The organism is Phytohabitans rumicis (assembly GCF_011764445.1).
Lineage (GTDB): Bacteria > Actinomycetota > Actinomycetes > Mycobacteriales > Micromonosporaceae > Phytohabitans > Phytohabitans rumicis.
Map to the genome: position 1 here is coordinate 622,390 of NZ_BLPG01000002.1, position 20,407 is coordinate 642,796.

Below are 20,407 nucleotides of genomic sequence, written 5' to 3' on the forward strand. Positions count from 1 at the left end.
CTAGAGTTTGGCTCCATAACAAGGAGGGGCTTCATGATCGATTGGATCCGGCTGGCCCGTACCCTCCAGCCGCCCACCAGCCACTACATCGACGGCGCCGACGAGGCCGGGGCGAACGGCGCCTTCGCCGTCGTCTCCCCCGCGACGGCCGCGCGGTCGCCGAGGTCGCGGACGCCGGCTCCGCCGAGGTCGACCTGGCGGTCGCCGCCGCCCGCCGCGCGTTCGACGCCGGCCCGTGGCCGCGCTGGTCACCCGCCGAGCGCGGCCGCGCCCTGCTCCGCCTCGCCGATCTCGTCGAGCGGGACCGGTCCGAGCTCGCGGTCACCATCAGCCTGGAGATGGGCAAGCCCATCACCGAGGCGTACGACATCGAGCTGCGCGCCGTCGTCAACACCTTCCGCTGGTACGGCCAGCTGGCCGACAAGCTGACCGACGAGTCCCCGCGTACGGCCGGCGACGCGCTCGCCCTGGTCACCCGGGAGCCCGCCGGGGTGGTCGCCGCCGTCGTGCCGTGGAACTTCCCGCTCACGCTGGCGTCCTGGAAGGTCGCGCCGGCCCTGGCCGCCGGCTGCACCGTCGTACTCAAGCCGTCCGAGCTGTCCCCGCTGTCCGCGCTGCGCCTGGCCCGGCTGGCCACCGAGGCGGGCCTGCCGCCCGGCGTGCTGAACGTCGTCGCCGGCGACGGGCCGACCGCCGGCCGCGCGCTGGGCCTGCACCCGGACGTCGACGTGCTCGCGTTCACCGGCTCGGCGGCGGTCGGCCGCCAGTTCCTGCGGTACGCCGCCGACTCCAACCTCAAGCGGGTCTGGCTGGAACTGGGCGGCAAGTCGCCCAACATCGTGCTGCCCGACGCGCCCGACCTGGACCGGGCCGCCGCGACCGCCGCCTGGGGCATCTTCTTCAACCAGGGCGAGATGTGCACCGCGCCGTCCCGGCTGCTCGTGCACCGTTCCATCGCGGAGCGGGTCACCGACGCCGTCGTCGCCCGCGCCGAGGCGCTGCGCATCGGCGACCCGCTGGACCCGGCCACCGAGCTCGGCGCGATGGTCGGCGAGGACCACCTGGCCCGGGTGCTCGGCCACGTCGCCGCCGGCCGGTCCGAGGGGGCCCGGCTGCGCACCGGCGGGACGCGGTGGGGCACGGCCGGCTCGTTCCTGCGGCCCACCGTGTTCGACCGGGTCGACCCCGGGATGCGGCTGGCCCGCGAGGAGATCTTCGGGCCGGTGCTGGCGGTGCTGGCGTTCGACACCGTCGAGGAGGCCGTACGCCTCGCCAACGCCACCGAGTACGGCCTGGCCGCGGCGGTGTGGACGGCGGACCTGTCCACCGCGCACCGGGTGTCCCGCGCGCTACGCGCCGGCACCGTGTGGGTCAACTGCTACGAGGAGGGCGACCTGAGCGTGCCGTTCGGCGGCGTGAAGCAGTCCGGCCACGGGCGGGACAAGTCGGCGCACGCCTTGGACAAGTACATGGACCTCAAGACGACATGGATCCAGCTGTGACCCGCCCTCTGGTCGCTATACCGGCCCGGTTCTCCGCGCACGCCTCCGCGCTGCGGTACCGCGCCGAGGTGGCCGCCCGCGCCCTGGTGGAGGCCGTCTACCGGGCCGGCGGCGAGCCGTGGATCATGCATCCGGACGCGGCGGAGGCGGAACAGCGGCTCGCCCGCGCCGACGCGCTGCTGCTGCCCGGCGGCGGCGACCTCGCGCCCCACCGGTACGGCGCCGCCGCCGTCCACGACACCGTGTACGACGTCGACGACGCGCAGGACGCCTTCGACCTCGCCGCCGCCCGGTACGCCCTCGCGGCCGGCCTGCCCACCCTCGCCATCTGCCGGGGCATGCAGGTCGTCAACGTCGCACTGGGCGGCACGCTGCGCCAGCACATGGACGGCGACCACCGGCACCTGGTCCAGCCCGTGGCGCTGGCCCCCGACTCGGCGCTGGCCGCGGCGGCCGGTGTGCCCAAAGTGGACGCCTCCTGCTACCACCACCAGTCCGTAGCCCGCCTGGGCACAGGGCTACGCCCGGTGGCCTGGGCCGCCGACGGCACCGTAGAAGCCCTGGAACTCCCCGGCACTCCCCTCCTCGCGGTGCAGTGGCACCCCGAGGACGCGCCGGACGCCTGGCTCTTCGACGCGTGGCTCCGTCGATCTTGAAGTTGTCATGCCCGAATGTCCGATATGGAACCTGACAACCTCAAGATCGACCGTTGGGGCGGCGGCCGCCCCGCCGCGGCATCGGCGACGCGCCCTTGAGGAGGGCTAGGCGGCGAGCCTCGCCTTCGTCTTCCAGTTGCGAGACGATCTTGCGGAGGGCGGTGGCTACGGCCTCGCACTCGTCGGCGCTCAGGCGGGAGGTGACGAAGGCTTCTTCGGCGTTGAAGGCCGGGAACAGGCGGTTCATCAGCTCCTCGCCCGCCTCGGTGAGCGAGAGCAGGACCATCCGGCCGTCGGACGGATGGTTGGAGCGGACCACGAGGCCGCGGGACTCCAGGGTGCGGGCGACGCCGGTGAGCGTGCCCTTGGAGATGCCGGCCTCGGCGGCGACGTGCCGGGTCTCCATCTCGCCGAAGATCCAGACCACCCACAGCACCACGAACCCGGTCCAGGTCAGCTCGGCCTCGCGCAGCACGGTGTTCTCCACGTGCTGCCGGGTGGCGGCGGCGGCCCGGTAGATGTTGGACACGGCCGCCATGGCCTCGCGGTGCAGCCGGATCGCGCCGAGCTTGGCCTGGACGGCCTTCTCGGTCTCGGTGATCGAACGATGCCCAGTCACCGGACAAGCGTACCGTTTGACTCCGAACTAGACCGCGCCGGACGTGCCGCTCTCCAGCAGGGCACCGCCGTTCCAGGTCACGCCCACCTGCCGGTAGTACGCGCCGATCAGCTCGTCGACCCGCAGGTCGGCCAGCTCCTCGGTGGGCGCGTCGAACAGGCGCAGCTCGGCGTCGGCCGCCCAGGGCGTGCCGCCCTCGAAGGAGGCGGCCCCGGAGGACACCAGCTCGTCCAGCGCCAGGCCCTGGCCCGGCTCGATGGACGGCAGCCAGCGGTGGTGGGCCATCGGGTGGGCGTTCACGAAGCCGTTGCTCTGCGCCGGCTCGCGCAGCGTGACGACGGCCTCGGCGAGCCGGCGGTCGCCCGCGGCCAGCGTCGCGCCGAACACCGCGCCCGCGGCGATCCGCGGCGCCGGGCCGTACGGGTGCGGCCGGGTCTGGTGGATCGACCCCAGCTTCTTCGGGTACCCCTGGTGGATCCCGCGCGCGATGGCGAAGTCCTTGTCCACCCAGATGTAGACGCAGCGGGAGAAGGTCCGGCCCCGGTACGCGCAGCGGACCACCGCGAAGCACTCCTTGTACTGCGCGCGCACCGGGTCCAGCAGTTCCTGCCGGGAGTCCGAGCAGGACTGCCAGTCCGCCCAGATGAGCGCCACCGCGCCCGGGTCGGTGTCGGCGGGCTCCAGCGGCGGGGCAGCAGCGCCGCCACCCGGGCCGGATCCGTCCGGTACTCGATGGTGAGCAGGTCACCGGAGTAGTGCCACGGCGGCGGCGGGACGAGGGCCGAACGGCCGGTGCCGGTCTTGGGTGGGAAAAACCCCCGCACGCTGGACATAAGCTCCCCTTAGCTGCCCCGTATGAACCGATCGTTTGGATCCGTACGATAACCCCTTGTCCAGCGTCGGGCAAGGCATATTGTTTGCACTCAAACGAGCTGAGGGAGGTCGCTGTGAGCGTGCACGACGTGGTCACCGCCCTCGCGGACCAGCGCATCGACGTCATCCGGCTGTCGTACCCGGATCTGATCGGCGTGGACCGCGGCCGCGACATCCTGGCGCACCACCTGCCCGCCGCCTGCGCCCACGGCCTGGCCTTCTGCCGGGCCGTGTACCACACGACGCCGCGCGGCGACGTCGTCGACGTCGCCGGCGGCCTGGACGCCGGACTGCCGGACGTCGTCGTCCGCCCCGACCTCGACACGCTGGTGCCGCTGCCGTGGGAGCCGGGCGTGGCCTGGTGCCTGGGCGACCCGGTGGACCCCGCGACCGGCCTGCCGTGCCCGGAGTCGCCGCGCGACCTGCTGCGCCGGGTCGTCGCCGACCTCGCGGCCGCCGGCCTGAGCGCCGTCGTCGGGCCGGAGCTGGAGTACTTCCTGCTGGACCGCGACGAGTCCGCCCCGGGCGGCTGGCGGCGGTACGCCGACGTGCCCGGCAACGTCTACACCGTGGGCCGCAAGAGCGACCCGGACGGTCACCTGACCCGCACTATGCGCCGGCTCGACGCGCTCGGCGTCGGCGCCATCGCCGGCAACCGCGAGTTCGACGGCGGCCAGTTCGAGATCAACCTGACCCACTCCCCGGCGCTGTCCGCAGCCGATCGGGCCTGGCGGTTCAAGGCCGCGATCAAGGAGCTGGCGCACGCCGAGGGCCGGCTGGCCACGTTCATGGCCAAGCCCTTCAACGACAGCGGTGGATCCGGCTTCCACCTGCACGTGTCGTGCACCGGCGCGGACGGCGGCAACGCCTTCGACGACCCGGCCGGCCCGCACGGCCTGTCCGATATCGCCCACCACGCCATCGCCGGCGTGCTCACCCACGCCCCCGCCATGGCCGCCCTGCTCAACCCGACCGTCAACTCGTACAAGCGGTTCGGGCCGGACACCCTCGCGCCCTGGCTGATCGACTGGGGCCTGGACAACCGCAGCGCGATGCTGCGCGTCCCGCCGGAACGCGGCCCCGGCGCCCGCTTCGAGCTACGCCTCGGCGACGCCTCCGCCAACCCGTACCTGGCCGTCGCCGCGGTCGTGGCCGCCATCGTGCTCGGCGTCCGCGCGCAGGCGCGACCACCGTCCCCGTTGCAGGGCTACGGGTACGACCGCAGCCGCGCCGCCCTGCTGCCGATGAACCTGACCGACGCCCTGGACGCGCTGACCGCCGACACCGCGCTGACCGAGGTGCTCGGCAAGGACTTCGTCACCGCCTTCGTCAGCTACAAGCGCGACGAGATCGAACGGTTCCGCCGGCACGTCACCGACTGGGAGTTCGGCGAGTACGCATACCACCTGTGAGGGGTGTTGACCTTGTTACTGTCCGATGTGGACCTCGCCGACAACGACCGCTTCCTGGACGGCGAGACGCCGTGGCGCATGTTCGACACGCTGCGCCGGCACGACCCCGTGCACTGGCAGCCCGAACCGGCCCCCAACAGCGGCTTCTGGGCCGTCACCCGGCACGCCGACATCGTGCGCGTCGACCGCGATCCGTCGACGTTCACCTCCAGCCGGTTCGTCAACCTGGAAGAGGTCGACGACGACCTGATGGCGATCCGGCGCTCCATGCTGGAGACCGACGGCGCCCGCCACCAGGTCCTGCGCAAGATACTCCAGCGGGACTTCTCGCACCGCGCCGTCGCCCAGTACGAGGTGTTCCTGCGCGGGCTGACCGGGCGCACGCTGGACGCCGCGCTCGCCAAGGGCCGCTTCGACTTCGTCAAGGAGGTCTCCGCCGACTTCCCCATCAACGTGCTCGCCCGCATGCTCGACGTGCCCGAGAGCGACACCCAGAAGCTCATCGACTGGGGCAACCGCATCATCGGCAACACCGACCCCGACTACGCCGACGTGCTGCTGCACAGCGAGGAGAGCGACCGCTACCGCGACCTGCCGTTCCGCAGCCCCGCCGCGCTGGAGGTCTTCGCGTACGGCCGGGAACTCGCCGCCGAACGCCGCGGCGGCACCGGCACCGACCTGGTCAGCAAGCTCGTCAACCAGCCCCCCTCGGACGGCGTGCCGCTGTCCGACACCGACTTCGACAACTACTTCCTGCTGCTCGTGGTCGCCGGCAACGAGACCACCCGGCACGCCATCTCGCACTCGATGCTGGCCCTGCTGCGCCACCCCGACCAGCTCGACCGGCTGCGCGCCGACCCGAGCCTCATCCCGGTCGCGGTGGAGGAGTTCCTGCGCTGGGCCTCACCGGTCTACCACTTCCGCCGTACCGCCACCCGCGACGTCGAACTCGGCGGCAAGCAGGTACGCGCGGGCGACAAGGTCGTGCTGTGGTTCGCCTCCGGCAACCGCGACGAGGACGTCTTCGCCGACCCGTACGCCTTCGACGTCACCCGCTCCCCCAACGACCACGTCACCTTCGGCAAGGGCAGCCCGCACTTCTGCCTGGGCAACACCCTCGCCCGGCTGGAGATCCGGGTCATGTTCTCCGAGCTGCTGCCCCGCCTGGCCGACATCCGCCTGACCGGCGACGTGCGGCGGGTCCGCTCCAACTTCGTCAACGGCATCAAGGAGCTCCCGGTCGAGGTGACGCTCGCGTGAGCCCCGCACCCGTCTCCGGCGCTCCCCGGATGCTGCTCATCCTGAGCGAGAACTGGACCATGACCGACGGGCGGGACCTGCCCCGCCTGGTCCGCTGGGCCCGCGAGGCCGAAGACGCCGGCTTCGACGCCGTCATGCTCAGCGAGCACATCGTGCTCGGCCCCGACGCCGGCGCGCACGGCCTCATGCCCAACCCCGCGAGTACGCCCTGCCCGGCAACCAGGACCCGCGCACACCCTGGCCCAGTTCGCTGCTGTTGCTGTCCGCGATCGCCGCCGCCACCCAGCGGGTACGCCTCGTCGCCGGCGCCGTCCTCGCCCCGCTGCGCCACCCGCTGCACCTGGCCAAGGACCTGGCCACCCTCGACCTGCTCGCCCAGGGACGGCTGGTCGTGCTGCCCAGCGTGAGCTGGAGCCGCGACGAGTACGCCGCGCTCGGCGTCCCGTTCGGCAAGCGCGGCCAACTCCTGGACGAGCACCTGGAGATCTGGCGGGCGGCCTGGTGCGACTCCCCGCCGCGTACGACGGCGCCCACTACCGGTTCGCCGACGTCTACTGCGAACCCAAGCCGTACCGGCCGGACGGCCCACCGCTGTGGTTCGGCGGGGCGGCCATGCACGACAAGCTGCTGTCCCGACTCGTCCGGTACGGCCAGGGCTTCAACCCCCTCGGCCGGCCCAGCCCGGACGACCTGCGCCGGCTGGCCGACGGCATGGCCGAAGCCGGCCGGGACGTACGCGAGCTGGAACTGGTGGGCGGCACCCGCGCGGTCTTCCCCGACGACCACTCCTGCGCCGACCTCGCCCAGGCGCTCGACACCATCCCCGCGCAACAGGCCGACGGCTTCACCACGTTCTGCATCAAGCCGTCCCAGTTCACCGACGACCCCGACGCCGTCGCCACCTTCTGCGCCGAAGTAATGCGCCGCCTCGCCCGCCTATAACCCCCGCCCTCTTCCCGCCCGCCCCCTCTTCCCGCCCCTCCCGCCCTCCCGCCCCCCTTCCCCGTCGATCAAGGGCGAATGGTCGTGCTTTGATCTCCAAACCACGACCATTCGCCCTTGATCGACGGGAAATCCCTTGATCGACGCAGCCTGGCCCCGGGCGCGGGTGGCGGGGTGGCGCGCGGTGTCCGGCCGTGACCTGGCGTCGGGTGGGGGCGAGGTTCGGGCGCGCTGAGGGCGGGCGGGACGGATCACCGCGCCGGGTCGGGACCCGGCTCGGCGCCCGCCGCCCGGCTCGGCGCCCGCCGCCCGGCTCGGCGCCCGCCGCCCGGCTCGGCGCGCGGCGCCCAGCGAGCGCCGATCAAGGAATTCCGCCTCGATCAAGGGCAAATGGTCGTGGGTTGGAGATCAAAGCACGACCATATGCCCTTGATCGACGGGGAAGGGGGGCGGGCGGACATCGCGGTAGCTCTGGGCCGTCTATTCGTCGAGGGCTCGGAGCGCCTTGTGGAGGATCTCCGGTGTGCGTGCGGGCGGTTCGGCCTCGATGAACAGGCGTCCCACGACCGCGGCGTAGGCGTCGATGTCTTCGCGTTTTTCCAGGTAGAGGGCGCTGGTGAGATGCTCGATGTAGACGACGTCCGGCAGTTCCTCGTCGGGGAAGCGCAGGATGCTGAACGCGCCGCCGGCGGCCGCGTGCCCGCCGGCCTCGAACGGCACCACCTGGAGCCGGACGCCGGGTAGCTCGCACGCCTGCGCCAGCGCGGCTATCTGGGCACGCATCACCTGGGGCCCGCCGATGGGTCGGCGCAGCACCGCCTCGTCGATCACCGCCCACAGGCGCGGCGGGTCCGGGCGGGTCAGGAGTTGCTTGCGGGCCATCCGCAACCCGACGCGGCGGTCGATCTCTGCGGCGCCGGCGTCACCGTGCCCGAGCATGATGACGGCACGGGCGTAGCCCTCAGTCTGCAACAGCCCAGGCACGAACTGGATCTCGTAGCTGCGGATCAGGGACGGCGCCGCCTCCAGGTCCAGGTAGTACTGGAACCGGGAGGAGAGAAGGTCACCGTACGGCTGCCACCAGCCAGGCGTGTTGGCCTCGTGCGCCAGCGCCACCAGCGCTGCCCGCTCCTCGTCGTCGACCTCGTACAGCGTGAGCAGATCGGCGATGTCGCGCTCCTTGAAGCCGACCCGGCCCAGCTCCATCCGGCTGATCTTGGATTCGGACGCACGGATGCGCCAGCCGGCGTCCTCCCGGCTGACCCCCTTGGCCTCCCGCAGCCGGCGCAGCCGCGCACCGAGCTGCATGCGCCGCACGGTGGGCCCGCCGGCGGATCCACCGTGCGGGCCTTCGGATCGGAGTCCGTCCGTGTTACGCCTTCCGTCCGACACCGCAGTACTGGTCGATCTCGGGAAGGTCGTCGTTGTCGAGGCCCGGCCGCCAGCGGGTCACCGAGACCACGCCGGGCTCGACCAGCTCCAGGCCGTCGAAGAACCGGGCGATCCGCTCCGGGCTGCGCAAATGGTACTGAGGGTTGGCGGACTGGTTCCAGATGCGGGCCGCCTCCACGACGCCCGGGCTGGTGTCCGTGCCGTCGTACATCGCCACGTAGCTGCCGGCCGGCAGGACGTCCATGATGCCGCGCACAATGGACTGTGCCTCGTCGTCCTCTTTGATGTGTCCGAGGATGCCCATCAGGATCAGCGCGGTCGGCTTGGTCAGGTCGAGCGTCCGCGACGCCTCCCGCACGATCTGATCAGCGTCGCGCATGTCGGCGTCGATGTAGTCGGTGGCGCCCTCCGGCGTGCTCGTCAGCAACGCCCGCGCGTGCACCAGCACCAGGGGATCGTTGTCGACGTACACGATGCGTGACTCTGGGGCCACGGACTGCGCGACCTCGTGCGTGTTATCGGCCGTCGGCAGCCCGGTGCCGATGTCGAGGAACTGGCGGACACCCGCCTCACCGGCCAGGTACCGCACCGCCCGGACCAGGTACGCCCGGGACAGCCGCGCGTTCTCCACGATCTGCGGAAAGGCACCGTAGATCTGGTCGCCGACCTCCCGGTCGACCGCGAAGTTGTCCTTGCCACCCAACCAGTAGTTCCAGATCCGGGCCGTCTGCGGCACCGTGGTGTCCAGGCTGGGCGCTTGCTTACCGTCGCCCCCGGCGGCCGAACTGTCCGACATGAGCGCGTCCTTCAACTCGATAGAAACGGTCGACTCGATCTTCACCGGAAGTCTAGCGATCTCCAATGTAGACCCGATGGGTGAGGCACCCCACTGACCGCGACGGCACCGCGGGATACGCTCCATCCCATGCGGAAAAAGGTGCGTATGGTCGCCCGCTTCTCGCAATCGCCGTCGTGAGCAGCGACTTCGCGTTTTGGAAGGTCGGTGCGGGCGACGCCGGTGAGATCTACGACGGCCTGGCCGACGGTGTCACCGACGCGCTCACGCCGCTTCAGCGGCGTGGCCGGCGAGGCGTTCCCGTAGCCGCGACGGCGCGGACGCGGGGTGGGCGCTCCGTCTGACTCGGGGCGCCCACCGGACCACGGACTCTCAGCTCAGCTCGGCGGCCAGGTCGACCGCGGCGGTCGGGGTGAGCCGGGCGCGGATCGCGCCGTACGCGCCGAAGCCGAGCACGAACGCCGCCGGTACCGTCAGGGCGAGCACCGCGGCCAGCCCGCCGGTGCCCCCGACGAGGGTGTCGAAGTTGGCCAGCACCAGGACCAGCGCGCCGGCCATCGCCACCGCGGAGGCCAGCGGCGCGACCAGGGTGTGCCACACCCGCGCGTCCCGCTCGGGGTGGACCCGGAAGTACCGGAACGTCGCGACCGAGCTGAGCCCGTAGAGCGCGACGATGCCGACCACCGCGACGCCGGAGCCCCAGAAGAACAGGGTGGTGACCGGGTCGGCGCCGGCGAGCATGAACGGCACCATGACCACCAGGATGGACACGGTCTGCGTCACGGAGGCCACGTGCGGCGCGCGGGTACGGTGATGCACTGTGGACAGTCGTGCCGGGAGTACGCCGTCCCGGCCCAGGGTGAAGAGGTACCGGGCGATTCCATTGTGGAACGCCAGGGCGGCGGCGAACATCGACGTGATGACGAAGACGCTCATCGCGTGCGGCGCCCACGCGCCCAGGAACGTGTCGCCGGCGCCGAAGACGTACGCGGCGGGGTCGCCGGATTCGAGCGCCGAGCCGGCCGCGCCGACGGCACCCGCGGGGCCGTGCCCGACGATCAGCGTCCACGACGTGAAGAGGAAGAAGCCGGTGATGAGCACGACCGACAGGTACGTCGCGCGGGCCACCGACTTCTTCGGGCTGCGCGCCTCTTCGCCGTAGATGGCACTGGACTCGAAGCCGAACATCGACGCGAACCCGAAGACCAGCGCCACCCCGGGCGCGCCGCTCATCAGCGAGTCGACGGAGAACACCTGCGAGAGGCCGAGCCCTTCGCCGGCGCCGCCCTTGGCGAGGATCACCAGGCCGAGCAGGAGCATCGTGCCCCACTCCACGATCATCAGCACGGCCAGCACGCGGGCGCCGAGCTCGATGTGCAGGTAGCCGAAGACCTGCACGAGCGCGACCAGGCCGAGGGTGAGCAGCCACCAGGGCACGTGCACGCCGGTCCACGAGTCGAGCGTGGCGCTGCCCACGACGCCGAAGAAGCCGTACACCGATGCCTGGATCGCGGTGTACGACCAGACGGCGACGCCGGCGGCGCCGAGTCCGGTGCGCAGGCCGAGCCCGCGACCGACGTACGCGTACAGGGCCCCGGCGTTGGTCACCTGGCGGGACATGGCGACGTAGCCGACACAGAACAGCAGCAGGACCAGGCCGACCGCGACGTACGCGAGGGGCGCGCCGAGGCCGTTGCCGACGACCATGGCGCTGGGCACGGCGCCGGTCAGCCCGATCAGCGGGCTGGCGGCGGCGAGGACGAGGAAGACGATCCCGGCGGCGGATATCGCGTCGCGTTTGAGACCAGCGCCTTGAGGGGCGGCTTCATGACTGGCCATGACATTCCTTCGGGGGTGGGGGTGACGCTCAGAACGTTTGCATCCGTACGACCTAGGTGGCCGTAACGTAACGGCGGTCACACCAACCCGTCAAGGGGCCGCTTGGCCAAACTCGTTTGGATCCGTACGATCACCTGCCATGGAACCCAGCCCGCGCTCAGCCGAACTACACGCGCGCCGGATCGACGCGGTCGCCCGGGGCGTCGGCAGCGTGCTGCCCGCCTACGTCGAGAGCGCCGGCGGCGGCATCGTCGTGGACGTCGACGGCAACCGCCTGATCGACTTCGGGTCGGGGATCGCGGTCACCTCGGTCGGCAACGCCGCACCCCGCGTCGTCGAAGCCGTCCAACGACAGGTCGAACGCTTCACCCACACCTGCTTCATGGTCGCCCCCTACGAGTCGTACGTCGCCGTCTGCGAAACACTGAACGGGCTGACGCCGGGCACGTTCGACAAACGGTCGGCCCTGTTCAACTCCGGCGCCGAAGCCGTCGAGAACGCCGTCAAGGTCGCCCGGCACGCGACCGGCCGGCCGGCTGTAGTGGTCTTCGACCACGCCTACCACGGCCGCACCAACCTCACCATGGCGCTCACCGCGAAAAACATGCCCTACAAACACCGCTTCGGCCCCTTCGCGCCGGAGATCTACCGGGTACCGATGTCGTACCCCTACCGGGACGGCGGCCTGACCGGGGGGCAGGCCGCCGCCCGCGCCCTGGAACAGATCGACAAACAAGTCGGCGCCGACAACGTCGCCGCCGTCCTCATCGAACCCATCCAAGGCGAAGGCGGCTTCGTCGTACCCGCCGAAGGTTTTCTCCCCGCCCTAGCCGACTGGACCCGACACGCCGGCGCCGTGTTCATCGCCGACGAAATCCAAACCGGCTTCTGCCGCACCGGAACATGGTTCGCGTGCGAGCGGGAGGCGGTGGTCCCCGACCTCGTCACCACCGCCAAGGGCATCGCCGGCGGCCTGCCGCTCGCCGCCGTCACCGGCCGAGCAGAACTCATGGACGCCGTCCACGTCGGCGGCCTCGGCGGCACCTACGGCGGCAACCCCATCGCCTGCGCCGCCGCGCTGGCCACCATCGACACCATGCGCGACCTCGACCTGTGCACCGCCGCCCGCCACATCGAAGCCGCCATGCTCCCCCGCCTACACGCACTGGCCGAGCGTGACCCCCGCATCGGCGACGTACGCGGACGCGGCGCCATGCTCGCCATCGAAACGGCGGCCGCCGACCCGGCGCTCGTGTCCACGGTCGCCCGCGCCTGCCACCGCGAAGGGCTGATCGTGCTGACCGCGGGCACGTACGGCAACGTGCTGCGCTTCCTCCCGCCGCTGGTCATCGACGACGAGACCCTCGCCCGCGGCATGGACATCCTGGAAGGGGCGTTCGCGGATGCCTGACGCGTTCCCGGTGCTCAACCCGTCCACCGGCGAGGTCATCACGGACGTGCCCCGCGCCGGCCGGGCCGACCTGGACCGGGCGCTCGCGGCGGCGCACGCGGCGCTGCCCGGGTGGGCCGGCGCGGCGCCCCGCGAACGCGGCGAGGTGCTGCGCCGGGCGTTCGAGCTGATGACCTCCCGGCACGCCGAGATCGCGCACCTGATCAGCCTGGAGATGGGCAAGGCCCTCCCGGACGCGCGCGCGGAGGTCACGTACGCGGCCGAGTTCTTCCGCTGGTTCGGCGAGGAGGCCGTCCGCGTCGACGGGCAGTTGCGCACGGCACCGTCCGGCGCGAACCGCATCCTGACGTTCCGCCGCCCGGTCGGCGTGGCGCTGCTGGTCACGCCGTGGAACTTCCCCGCCGCGATGGCCACCCGCAAGATCGCACCGGCGCTGGCGGCGGGCTGCCCGGTGATCCTCAAGCCGGCCGAGGACACCCCGCTGACCGCGCTGCTGCTCGCCGACCTGCTCGCCGCCGCCGGCGTACCCCCTGGTGTTGTGACGGTCCTGGCCACCGACCGGCCCGCCGAACTCGTGTCGGCCGCGCTGGCCGACCGGCGGGTGCGCAAGGTGTCGTTCACCGGCTCCACCGGCGTGGGCCGCGATCTGCTGAAGCTGGCCGCGGACCGGATCGTGAGCGCGTCGATGGAGCTCGGCGGCAACGACCCCTTCATCGTGCTCGACGACGCCGACCTCGACGCGGCCGTCGACGGCGCGCTGCTCGCCAAGATGCGCAACGGCGGCCAGGCGTGCACCGCCGCCAACCGCTTCCTGGTGCAGGACGCGGTCGCGGACGAGTTCGCGGCCCGGCTGGCCGGCGCCATGGCGGCGCTGCGCGTCGGGCCGGGCACCGACGAGCGCACCCAACTCGGCCCGATGGTCAACGCCCGCGCCGTCGACCGCATCGCGTCCACAGTGGAGCGCAGCGTCGCCGCGGGCGCGGTGCCACGCCTCGGCGGGACCCGGGCCGGCGGCCCGGGCTTCTACTACCCCGCCACAGTGCTGACCGACGTGCCGCGCGACGCACCCGCCGCGACGACCGAGATCTTCGGCCCGGTGGCACCCGTCATCCGGGTACGCGACGAGCGCGACGCCCTGGCCGTCGCGAACGACACCGAGCTGGGGCTGGCGGCGTACGTCTACACCGGCGACCTGGCCCGCGGGCTACGGGTGGCCGAGCGGCTGGAGGTCGGGATGGTCGGGCTCAACCGTGGGCTCGTCTCCGACCCGGCGGCGCCGTTCGGCGGCGTCAAGCAGTCCGGGCTGGGCCGCGAGGGCGGCTACGAGGGCATCGACGAATACCTGGAAACGACGTACGTCGCCACCACCTGGTAGCTGCAAGGAAGGGCACCTTGTTATCGCTTTCTGCATAACAAGGTGCCCTTCCTTGCACTTCAGGCGCGAAGCTCGTCCGCAAGGCGGCAGCAGCACTTGCCCGCGCGCAGGCAGGCCGCCCCGCGCTCGTGCCCGGCGGCGGCCTCGGTCGTCGCCACGGGGCCCGCGGAACGCTCGTACACGACGCGGCCACCCACGACCGTGGTGGTGACCGGCAGGTTGACCAGCTCGTGCGGGTCGACGCCGAGCACGTCGCCGCCCACCACGCAGACGTCCGCGACCATGCCTTCGGCCAGCGTGCCCTTCCAGCCGCCCGCGTGGTCCTGCCAGGCCGGCGTCCGGGTGTAGGTGGCCAGCGCCTCCGGCACCGTGATCCGCTCGGCCTCGCCCGCGACGCCGCCGCCCGCGCCGCCAAAAACCATGCCCTCGCGTAGCGCGGCCGCCATCACCCCCTGCAGCCAGTTCGGGTACGTCACCGGCGCGTCGGACGCGCTGGTCACCCGCACACCGAGGTCCAGCGCACTGCGGTACGGCCACTGGTAGTCGGTGCGGGCCGGCCCGAGCACCGGGTCGAGCGTGCGGCCGAGCAGGTACTTGATGGTCGCGTTCATGTTCGCGCCGATGTCGTGGCGCGCCATCGTCCGCAGCGTCGCGCGCGGCGTGAGGTCGGCGTGGATGACGTAGTGGCGCAGGTCGGCGCGGCGCCAGTCGCGCCCCATCGCCTTGAGGTAGCCGGCGACGACCGCGTCGATCGTCGCGTCCCCGGTCGCGTGCGTACCGACCTGGAACCCGGCCCGCACCGCGACCCGGATCATCTCGTGCAGGTTGGCGACCTGCTCGGCGACCGTCGTCCCGTCGATGACAAGGCTGCCGTTGGTGCCGTCGAGATAAGGCTCGTGCAGCCACGCCGTCTTGGCCGCGGTCGGGATGCCGTCGGCGAAGAGCTTCACGCCGGCCACCCGCAGCACCCGCGGGTCGATCCCCCGCAACGGCCGGTACGCGGCCAGGACGTCCCGCAGCTGCTGCGGCGCGGTCCCGCCGGACAGCAGCGCGCTGACGCGTACGCCGAGCGTGCCGGCCCGTACCTTGTCGGCGTAGAGCCCCAGCGTGGCCAGGGTGATGCCGGGATCGGTGACGCTGGTGATGCCCTGGGCGTGCAGCAGCGTGACGCCGGCGTCGATGCTGCGCGCCACCTCGTCCGCGGTGAACGCCGGCACCACCGCGCGCACCAGCCCTTGCGCGGTCTCGCGCAGCACGCCCGTCGGCTCGCCGTCGGCGTCCTTCTCGATCACGCCGCCGGGCGGCGGGACGGTGTCCCGGGTGATGCCGGCCAGCCGCAGCGCCGCCGTGTTGACCGCCATCGCGTGGAACGAGAAGTCGGTCAGCACGACCGGGTGGTCACCGGAGACCGGGTCGAGATCGGTACGCCGCGGCGGGCGCGGCAGCCGGTTGTCGTTCCACCCCTGGCCGCGGATCCAGCTGCCGGGCACGGACGCCGCCTCGACCGCCGTGCGCACCACGGCCACCAGCTCGTCGATCGTCGCGGTGTCCACACCGTACGAGAACGGCGGGAAGTTGAGGCCGAGCGCGTTGAGGTGCACGTGCGAGTCGTTGATGCCGGGCAGCACCGTGCCACCGCCGGCGTCGAGCACCTGGGTACGGCGGCCGACGAGCCGGCGTACGTCCCTGGCCCGGCCGACGGCCAGCACCCGCCCGCCGCGGATGGCCACCGCCTCGGCCGTACGGAACCGCTCGTCCAGAACGAGCACCCGTCCATTGTGGATGACGAGGTCCGCGCTCGTGCCGTGGGCGTACGCGGCTCCCGCCGGCAGCGCCCCTGCCGCCACGGTGCCGGCGGCCACGGCGGCCGCGCCGCGGAGCAGTTGCCGGCGATCCAGCTCATAGCCCATGTCCGCATAGCCCATATCGAGATCACCCCGGGTCATCGCCACTCCTCGAGATCGCAATCCGGGAGCCGGCATCACCCGCGGGCCGACACCGGCGTCGGTGACGGCAATACTGTTCGGACCCAAACGATATGTCAAGGGTGGTGGCGCCGCGGCTCGCGCCGACCAGGCTCGACACCGCGTACGCGGCGGTCAAAGCTCGCGCCGCGCGCGGCGCTCAAGACCCGCGGCGTGCGGCGCTCAAGGCCCGCGACGCTCAAGGCCCGCGACGCACGGCCCGCGACGCACGGCCCGCGGCGCACGGCGCACGACCCGCGGCGCACGACCCGCGGCGCACGACCCGCGGCGCACGACCCGCGGCGCTCAAGGCCCGCGGCGTGCGGCCCGCGGCGTGCGGCGCACGGCCCGCGGCGATCAAGGAAAAGGCCGTCGATCAAGGGCAAACGGCTGTGGATCGGAGATCCAAGCACGACCGTTCGCCCTTGATCGACGGCGAGGGCCGGGCGGCCCGGCGGCCAGGGCCCGGCGGGGCCTGGCGGCCGAGCCGGGCGGGGGGCGCCCGGCTCGGCCAGAGCCGGGCGGGGGCCCGGCGGGAGGAGGGTCAGGAGGTGGGCGGCGCGCCGCTCGGGGGTGTGCCGCCGGGGCCCTGGCCGCCGCCCGGGGCGCCGCCGCCGGCCGGGGCCGCGCCGCCCGTGGGGGTCGTGGTGGTGTCGACACCGACGGTCAAGGCCACCGTGTATCCGCTGGTGGCGTCGCCGGTGACGGTGGCGAGCTGCTTCACCCCGCCGTCGTCGCCGAACACGTTGTCGCTGTCCAGGCTGACCTGCGCGAAGGTGCTGACCGACTTCTCGTAGCCGCTCACCGCGTACGCCGTCTTGCAGACGTCGGCGGGCAGCGCCACCTGGGACGTGGCGATGGCCTTGGTGGAGTCGGTGATGCTCGCCTGGTCCGGGTAGACCTCGAAGTGGATGTGCGGCCACCGCCCCGAGTAGCAGGCCGGGAAGATGCTGGTGAAGGTCACCTTGCCGGAGGAGTCCGCGATCTGGACACCACGCAGGTAGTTCTCGTTGGTGATCCCCTCCGAGTACAGGGAGTAGTTGCCGTCACGGTCGCAGTGCCACACGTAGACGGCGGTGCCGGCGAAGGCGGCTCCACCGTTCGCCAGGTCCTGGATGGTCAGCTCCAGCGTCATCGGGATGCCCTCGGCCGTTCCGCTGGCGGAGCCGAAGCTGGACCGGATGTCCGACCGCACGACGCCGCTCTGCTCCAGCACGTCCGGGCCGTTCGACCCGTCGCCCGGGTACGGCCCGGCGGTCTCGTCCGGGATCTCGCCCGAGGAGGTGGAGCTCGACGACGAGGAGGAGCTCGCGGCCGTCGAGCCGCTGCTGGAACCGCTGCCGGAGTTGCCGCCGCACGCCGCCAGGCCGAGGCCGGCGGCGCCGATGCCGAGCGCGCGCAGGAACCTGCGGCGACCCATCAGGGTCCCGATGTCGAAGCCGAGACCCTGGTCGAAGATGTCCTCGTCGGGTTTGGCCAGAGGACGGCCTTCGTACGTCCGTGGCGGCCCAGACTGCCCGCTGCGCTCCATCTCGGGTTCTCCTATCGTGGCTGGTTTGACCTCTTGCCGATGACTCATCCTGGGAAAGGGTCCTAGGCGCCAGCCATGTGCCTTCTGAGAGCCGCCTGTGAAGATGGTGGGGGCCGCGACGGCCCGCTTATGGGCGTGGTGGCCCGAGTAGGGCATCGATGACCTCGTGCAGCGGGCCGGTCAGGTCCTCGGCGGTGGCGTCGCGCAACGGCCGCAGTCCGACGGTGGACCGCAGGACGGCGACGCCGACGCCGAGGGCGACCACCAGCTCCGCCCGCAGGAGGCGCTCGTCGTCGTCCCGCTCCGGCGGCGTACCCGAGGCGGCGAGCACCTGCTGGCTGAAGTCGTGCAGGGCCTGCCGGCGCAGGCTGTCGACCCGCTCGTCGCCGGAGACGCGCAGCAGCATCAGCACCGGGTGCTCGGCGAACTCCGACCAGGCGTGGCCGGACAGCTGGCGGCTGAGGGCCTCGGCGAGCGCGGCGCGATCCTGTGGTGGTTCGCCCGCGCCGCCGAGCGTCCGCGGCGTGGCCGCGAGCGCGGCCTTGAAGAGCCCCTCCTTGGAGTCGAAGTAGCGCTTGATGAGCGCCAGGTTGACCCCCACGTCGGCGGCGACGTCCCGCAGCGTCGTGCGGTCGTAGCCCATCCGGAGAAACCGGCTGCGCGCCGCCTCCAGCAGCTCCTGCCGGGTCGCCTCGGCGTCCCGGCGCCGGCGCTGCGGGGCGGGCTGCCCGGACGTCGTTCTCGTCGCCATGCCGCAGCATAGCCGACCAAGTAATCGCTCGTTGACATGCCTCGAACGGCCGAGCTAGGGTCCAAGTAATCACCTGATGACTTAGCTCTGGAAGGGCGACCGTGACCAAGCAGGCGCTCCTGGTAATGGATGTTCAACAGGTCGTGGTCGACCGCTACCCCGATCCCGGGTACCTGCCACGCCTGGGTACGGCGATCGACGCGGCCCGGACGGCCGGCGTTCCGGTGATCTACGCGGTCGTCGGGTTCCGCCCCGGCTACCCGGAGGTCAGCACCCGCAACAAGATGTTCGGTGCGCTCGCGCTGCGCGGGCCCGCGGCCGGCGGCGACGACGCCACCCGGATCCACCCCGACGTCGCACCCGAGCCGGGCGACGTCGTCGTCACCAAGCGCCGCGTCAGCGCCTTCGCCGGCAGCGACCTCGACCTGGTCCTGCGGGCCGGCGACATCGGCCACCTCGTGCTGACCGGCGTCGCCACGAGCGGCGTCGTGCTGTCCACCCTGCGCCAGGCCGCCGACCTCGACTTCGGCCTCACCGTCCTGTCCGACGGCTGCCTCGACGCCGACCCCGAGGTGCACCGGGTCCTCACCGAGAAGGTCTTCCCCCAGCAGGCGGACGTCACGACCGTGGCCGCCTGGGCGGCGGCAACCTAGCCGGGGCACTTCGATGCTGGCGGCAAAGGCATCCGGTGTTCATCAAGGCGATGCCCCTCGCGATTGTCCGATATGGACGGAGGAATTATTCCACCGCTCGGTGGCTGAAGGGACATTCGGAATACTGGTCTCATACCGCCGGACGGGACAGTGATCTTCGCACGCCTGTACGAGAATGTAGGAGTGATGCCGGATGTGTTGACGCAGCTCAAGGCCACGGCCGACGCGAGCGTCAGCACACCCACGTGGTCGTTGCGCGACGAGGATCTGGTCGAGTGTTTGGACGCCGTGCACGCGATCACGCAGGCGGTGGCGGCGTTGCAGGCCCGGCTGGTTCGGGAGATCGACAGCCGCGGCCTGGCCATCACGCAGCACGCCTCCAGCACCAAAGCCTGGCTCCGAGAGCATCTGCGGATCAGCCCGCACGCGGCCAAGCGGATGCTCGAGCTCGCTGAAGCTCTCGACGCGCGGCCCGTCCTGGCCAAGGCGGTTGCCGACGGTCTGGTCAACACCGAGCAGGCGCAGGTGATCGCGGCCGCGCTACAGCAGCTTCCCGCTGAGGTGGTGGGCAAGGCGGAGAAGGCCATGATTGGTCGGGCCGCCGAGTTCGAGCCGAACACGCTCCGCCGCTACGGCGAAGGCATCCTCGCCTACGTCGCCCCCGAACTCGCCGAGGCCGCCGACGCGGAGGCGTTGGAACGCATGGAGGCCAGAGCGCGGCAGACCAGGGCGTTCCACCTGACCCGGCACGGCGACGGACGGGTGCGGCTGACCGGATGGCTGGACGAAGACGGCGCCGCCACCGTCAACGCCGCCCTCGACCCGTTATGCGCACCACGCCACGACGTAGACGTCCGCACCCCGGCCCAACGCCGCGCCGACGCCCTGGTCGAGATCTGCGACCTGGCCATGCGGACCGAAGACCTACCGGAGAGCGGTGGGGAGCGGCCGCACGTGGTGGTCACCGTGTCGTTCGACCTGCTGCGCCTAGCCCTCGGTGTCGGCACGTTGGACACCGGTGAGCGGCTCAGTCCGGAGCAGGTGCGCCGGCTGGCCTGCGACGCCAAAATCATTCCCGCCGTGTTGGGTGGTGACGGGCAGATCCTGGACCTGGGCCGCACCCGCCGCCTCGTCAGCGGACCGTTGCGGCGGGCGCTGGAGTTGCGGGACAAGGGCTGCGCGTTCCCCGGCTGCGACCGGCCACCGCGCTGGTGTCACGGGCACCACATCGTGTCGTGGGCCGACGGCGGACCCACCACCTTGGACAACAGCGTCATGCTCTGCGGCTACCACCATAGGCTGATCCACCGTGGACATTGGATCGTCCGGATCGCCGCCGACGGGATGCCCGAGTTCATCCCACCCGCGTACGTGGACCTGGAGCGCCGACCACGGCGGAACACCTACCACCGCCGCGAATGACCGCTACGG

The 20,407-nt window shown here is 72.0% G+C and carries 18 protein-coding genes and 1 pseudogene; 11 read left to right on the top strand and 8 right to left on the bottom strand.

Features of this window, described 5'->3' with window-relative positions; genetic code table 11:
- The first annotated feature begins 41 nt into the window (after positions 1-41).
- Both Prum_RS46490 and Prum_RS46495 read left to right on the top strand, forming a co-directional pair.
- Positions 42-1,502, top strand: a complete 1,461-nt coding sequence (locus Prum_RS46490) for an aldehyde dehydrogenase (protein WP_173085768.1) — start codon at positions 42-44, stop codon at positions 1,500-1,502.
- Positions 1,499-2,158, top strand: coding sequence for a gamma-glutamyl-gamma-aminobutyrate hydrolase family protein (locus Prum_RS46495; protein WP_173085770.1), 660 nt, complete (start codon positions 1,499-1,501; stop codon positions 2,156-2,158). The genes Prum_RS46490 and Prum_RS46495 overlap by 4 nt, the downstream gene beginning before the upstream one ends.
- Positions 2,159-2,198: 40 nt before the next feature.
- Here Prum_RS46495 and Prum_RS46500 read toward each other — a convergent pair whose 3' ends face one another.
- Together Prum_RS46500 and Prum_RS46505 are read right to left on the bottom strand one after the other, a co-directional pair.
- Positions 2,199-2,777, bottom strand: coding sequence for a MarR family winged helix-turn-helix transcriptional regulator (locus tag Prum_RS46500; protein WP_173085772.1), 579 nt, complete (start codon positions 2,775-2,777; stop codon positions 2,199-2,201).
- A gap of 27 nt (positions 2,778-2,804) precedes the next feature.
- Positions 2,805-3,431 carry an acetoacetate decarboxylase family protein gene (locus Prum_RS46505; RefSeq protein ID WP_218577924.1) on the bottom strand — a complete coding sequence of 209 codons (627 nt, stop codon included), beginning with the start codon at positions 3,429-3,431 and terminating at the stop codon, positions 2,805-2,807.
- A 293-nt stretch (positions 3,432-3,724) separates the two neighbouring features.
- Between Prum_RS46505 and Prum_RS46510 the strand changes: the two genes are divergently transcribed.
- The 4 genes and pseudogenes from Prum_RS46510 (at position 3,725) to Prum_RS53300 (ending at position 7,264) form a co-directional block, all read left to right on the top strand.
- Positions 3,725-5,062, top strand: coding sequence for a glutamine synthetase family protein (locus Prum_RS46510; protein ID WP_246278796.1), 1,338 nt, complete (start codon positions 3,725-3,727; stop codon positions 5,060-5,062).
- Positions 5,063-5,065: 3 nt separating this feature from the next.
- Positions 5,066-6,322, top strand: coding sequence for a cytochrome P450 (locus tag Prum_RS46515; protein ID WP_246278797.1), 1,257 nt, complete (start codon positions 5,066-5,068; stop codon positions 6,320-6,322).
- Between the two features lie 256 nt (positions 6,323-6,578).
- Positions 6,579-6,776 (top strand): annotated as a pseudogene (locus Prum_RS55635) (LLM class flavin-dependent oxidoreductase); the annotation flags it as partial.
- A gap of 47 nt (positions 6,777-6,823) precedes the next feature.
- Positions 6,824-7,264, top strand: coding sequence for an LLM class oxidoreductase (locus Prum_RS53300; protein ID WP_246278799.1), 441 nt, complete (start codon positions 6,824-6,826; stop codon positions 7,262-7,264).
- A 480-nt stretch (positions 7,265-7,744) separates the two neighbouring features.
- Here Prum_RS53300 and Prum_RS46525 read toward each other — a convergent pair whose 3' ends face one another.
- A complete protein-coding gene (locus Prum_RS46525) occupies positions 7,745-8,581 on the bottom strand; it encodes a Sco1979 family transcriptional regulator (protein ID WP_503826949.1) in 837 nt (278 codons plus the stop codon).
- A 55-nt stretch (positions 8,582-8,636) separates the two neighbouring features.
- The gene (locus Prum_RS46530) at positions 8,637-9,452 is read right to left on the bottom strand and encodes an SAM-dependent methyltransferase (protein WP_173085776.1); all 816 of its coding nucleotides are present in this window, start codon (positions 9,450-9,452) and stop codon (positions 8,637-8,639) included.
- Positions 9,453-9,628: 176 nt separating this feature from the next.
- On the opposite strand from Prum_RS46530, the gene Prum_RS46535 reads away from it, so the two are divergent.
- A complete protein-coding gene (locus tag Prum_RS46535) occupies positions 9,629-9,796 on the top strand; it encodes a hypothetical protein (RefSeq protein WP_173085778.1) in 168 nt (55 codons plus the stop codon).
- 28 nt (positions 9,797-9,824) lie between these two features.
- Here the strand turns inward: Prum_RS46535 and Prum_RS46540 are convergent, their stop codons facing one another.
- On the bottom strand, positions 9,825-11,291 hold the full coding sequence (locus Prum_RS46540) for an APC family permease (protein WP_173085780.1): 1,467 nt from the start codon (positions 11,289-11,291) through the stop codon (positions 9,825-9,827).
- Positions 11,292-11,430: 139 nt separating this feature from the next.
- On the opposite strand from Prum_RS46540, the gene gabT reads away from it, so the two are divergent.
- Both gabT and Prum_RS46550 read left to right on the top strand, forming a co-directional pair.
- A complete protein-coding gene (gene gabT, locus Prum_RS46545) occupies positions 11,431-12,702 on the top strand; it encodes a 4-aminobutyrate--2-oxoglutarate transaminase (RefSeq protein WP_173085782.1) in 1,272 nt (423 codons plus the stop codon).
- Positions 12,695-14,077: an NAD-dependent succinate-semialdehyde dehydrogenase gene (locus Prum_RS46550; protein ID WP_173085784.1), complete on the top strand. Its 1,383-nt coding sequence runs from the start codon at positions 12,695-12,697 to the stop codon at positions 14,075-14,077. The genes gabT and Prum_RS46550 overlap by 8 nt, the downstream gene beginning before the upstream one ends.
- A gap of 59 nt (positions 14,078-14,136) precedes the next feature.
- Here Prum_RS46550 and Prum_RS46555 read toward each other — a convergent pair whose 3' ends face one another.
- The 3 genes from Prum_RS46555 to Prum_RS46565 form a co-directional block, all read right to left on the bottom strand.
- Complete coding sequence (locus Prum_RS46555) at positions 14,137-16,023, bottom strand: amidohydrolase (protein ID WP_173085786.1); 1,887 nt, start codon at positions 16,021-16,023, stop codon at positions 14,137-14,139.
- Between the two features lie 562 nt (positions 16,024-16,585).
- On the bottom strand, positions 16,586-17,572 hold the full coding sequence (locus tag Prum_RS46560) for an intradiol ring-cleavage dioxygenase (RefSeq protein WP_173085788.1): 987 nt from the start codon (positions 17,570-17,572) through the stop codon (positions 16,586-16,588).
- A gap of 127 nt (positions 17,573-17,699) precedes the next feature.
- Positions 17,700-18,323: a TetR/AcrR family transcriptional regulator gene (locus tag Prum_RS46565; RefSeq protein ID WP_173085790.1), complete on the bottom strand. Its 624-nt coding sequence runs from the start codon at positions 18,321-18,323 to the stop codon at positions 17,700-17,702.
- 101 nt (positions 18,324-18,424) lie between these two features.
- On the opposite strand from Prum_RS46565, the gene Prum_RS46570 reads away from it, so the two are divergent.
- Positions 18,425-18,976: a cysteine hydrolase family protein gene (locus Prum_RS46570; RefSeq protein WP_173085792.1), complete on the top strand. Its 552-nt coding sequence runs from the start codon at positions 18,425-18,427 to the stop codon at positions 18,974-18,976.
- A 186-nt stretch (positions 18,977-19,162) separates the two neighbouring features.
- The gene (locus Prum_RS46575) at positions 19,163-20,398 is read left to right on the top strand and encodes an HNH endonuclease signature motif containing protein (RefSeq protein WP_173085794.1); all 1,236 of its coding nucleotides are present in this window, start codon (positions 19,163-19,165) and stop codon (positions 20,396-20,398) included.
- The last annotated feature ends 9 nt before the right edge of the window (positions 20,399-20,407 follow it).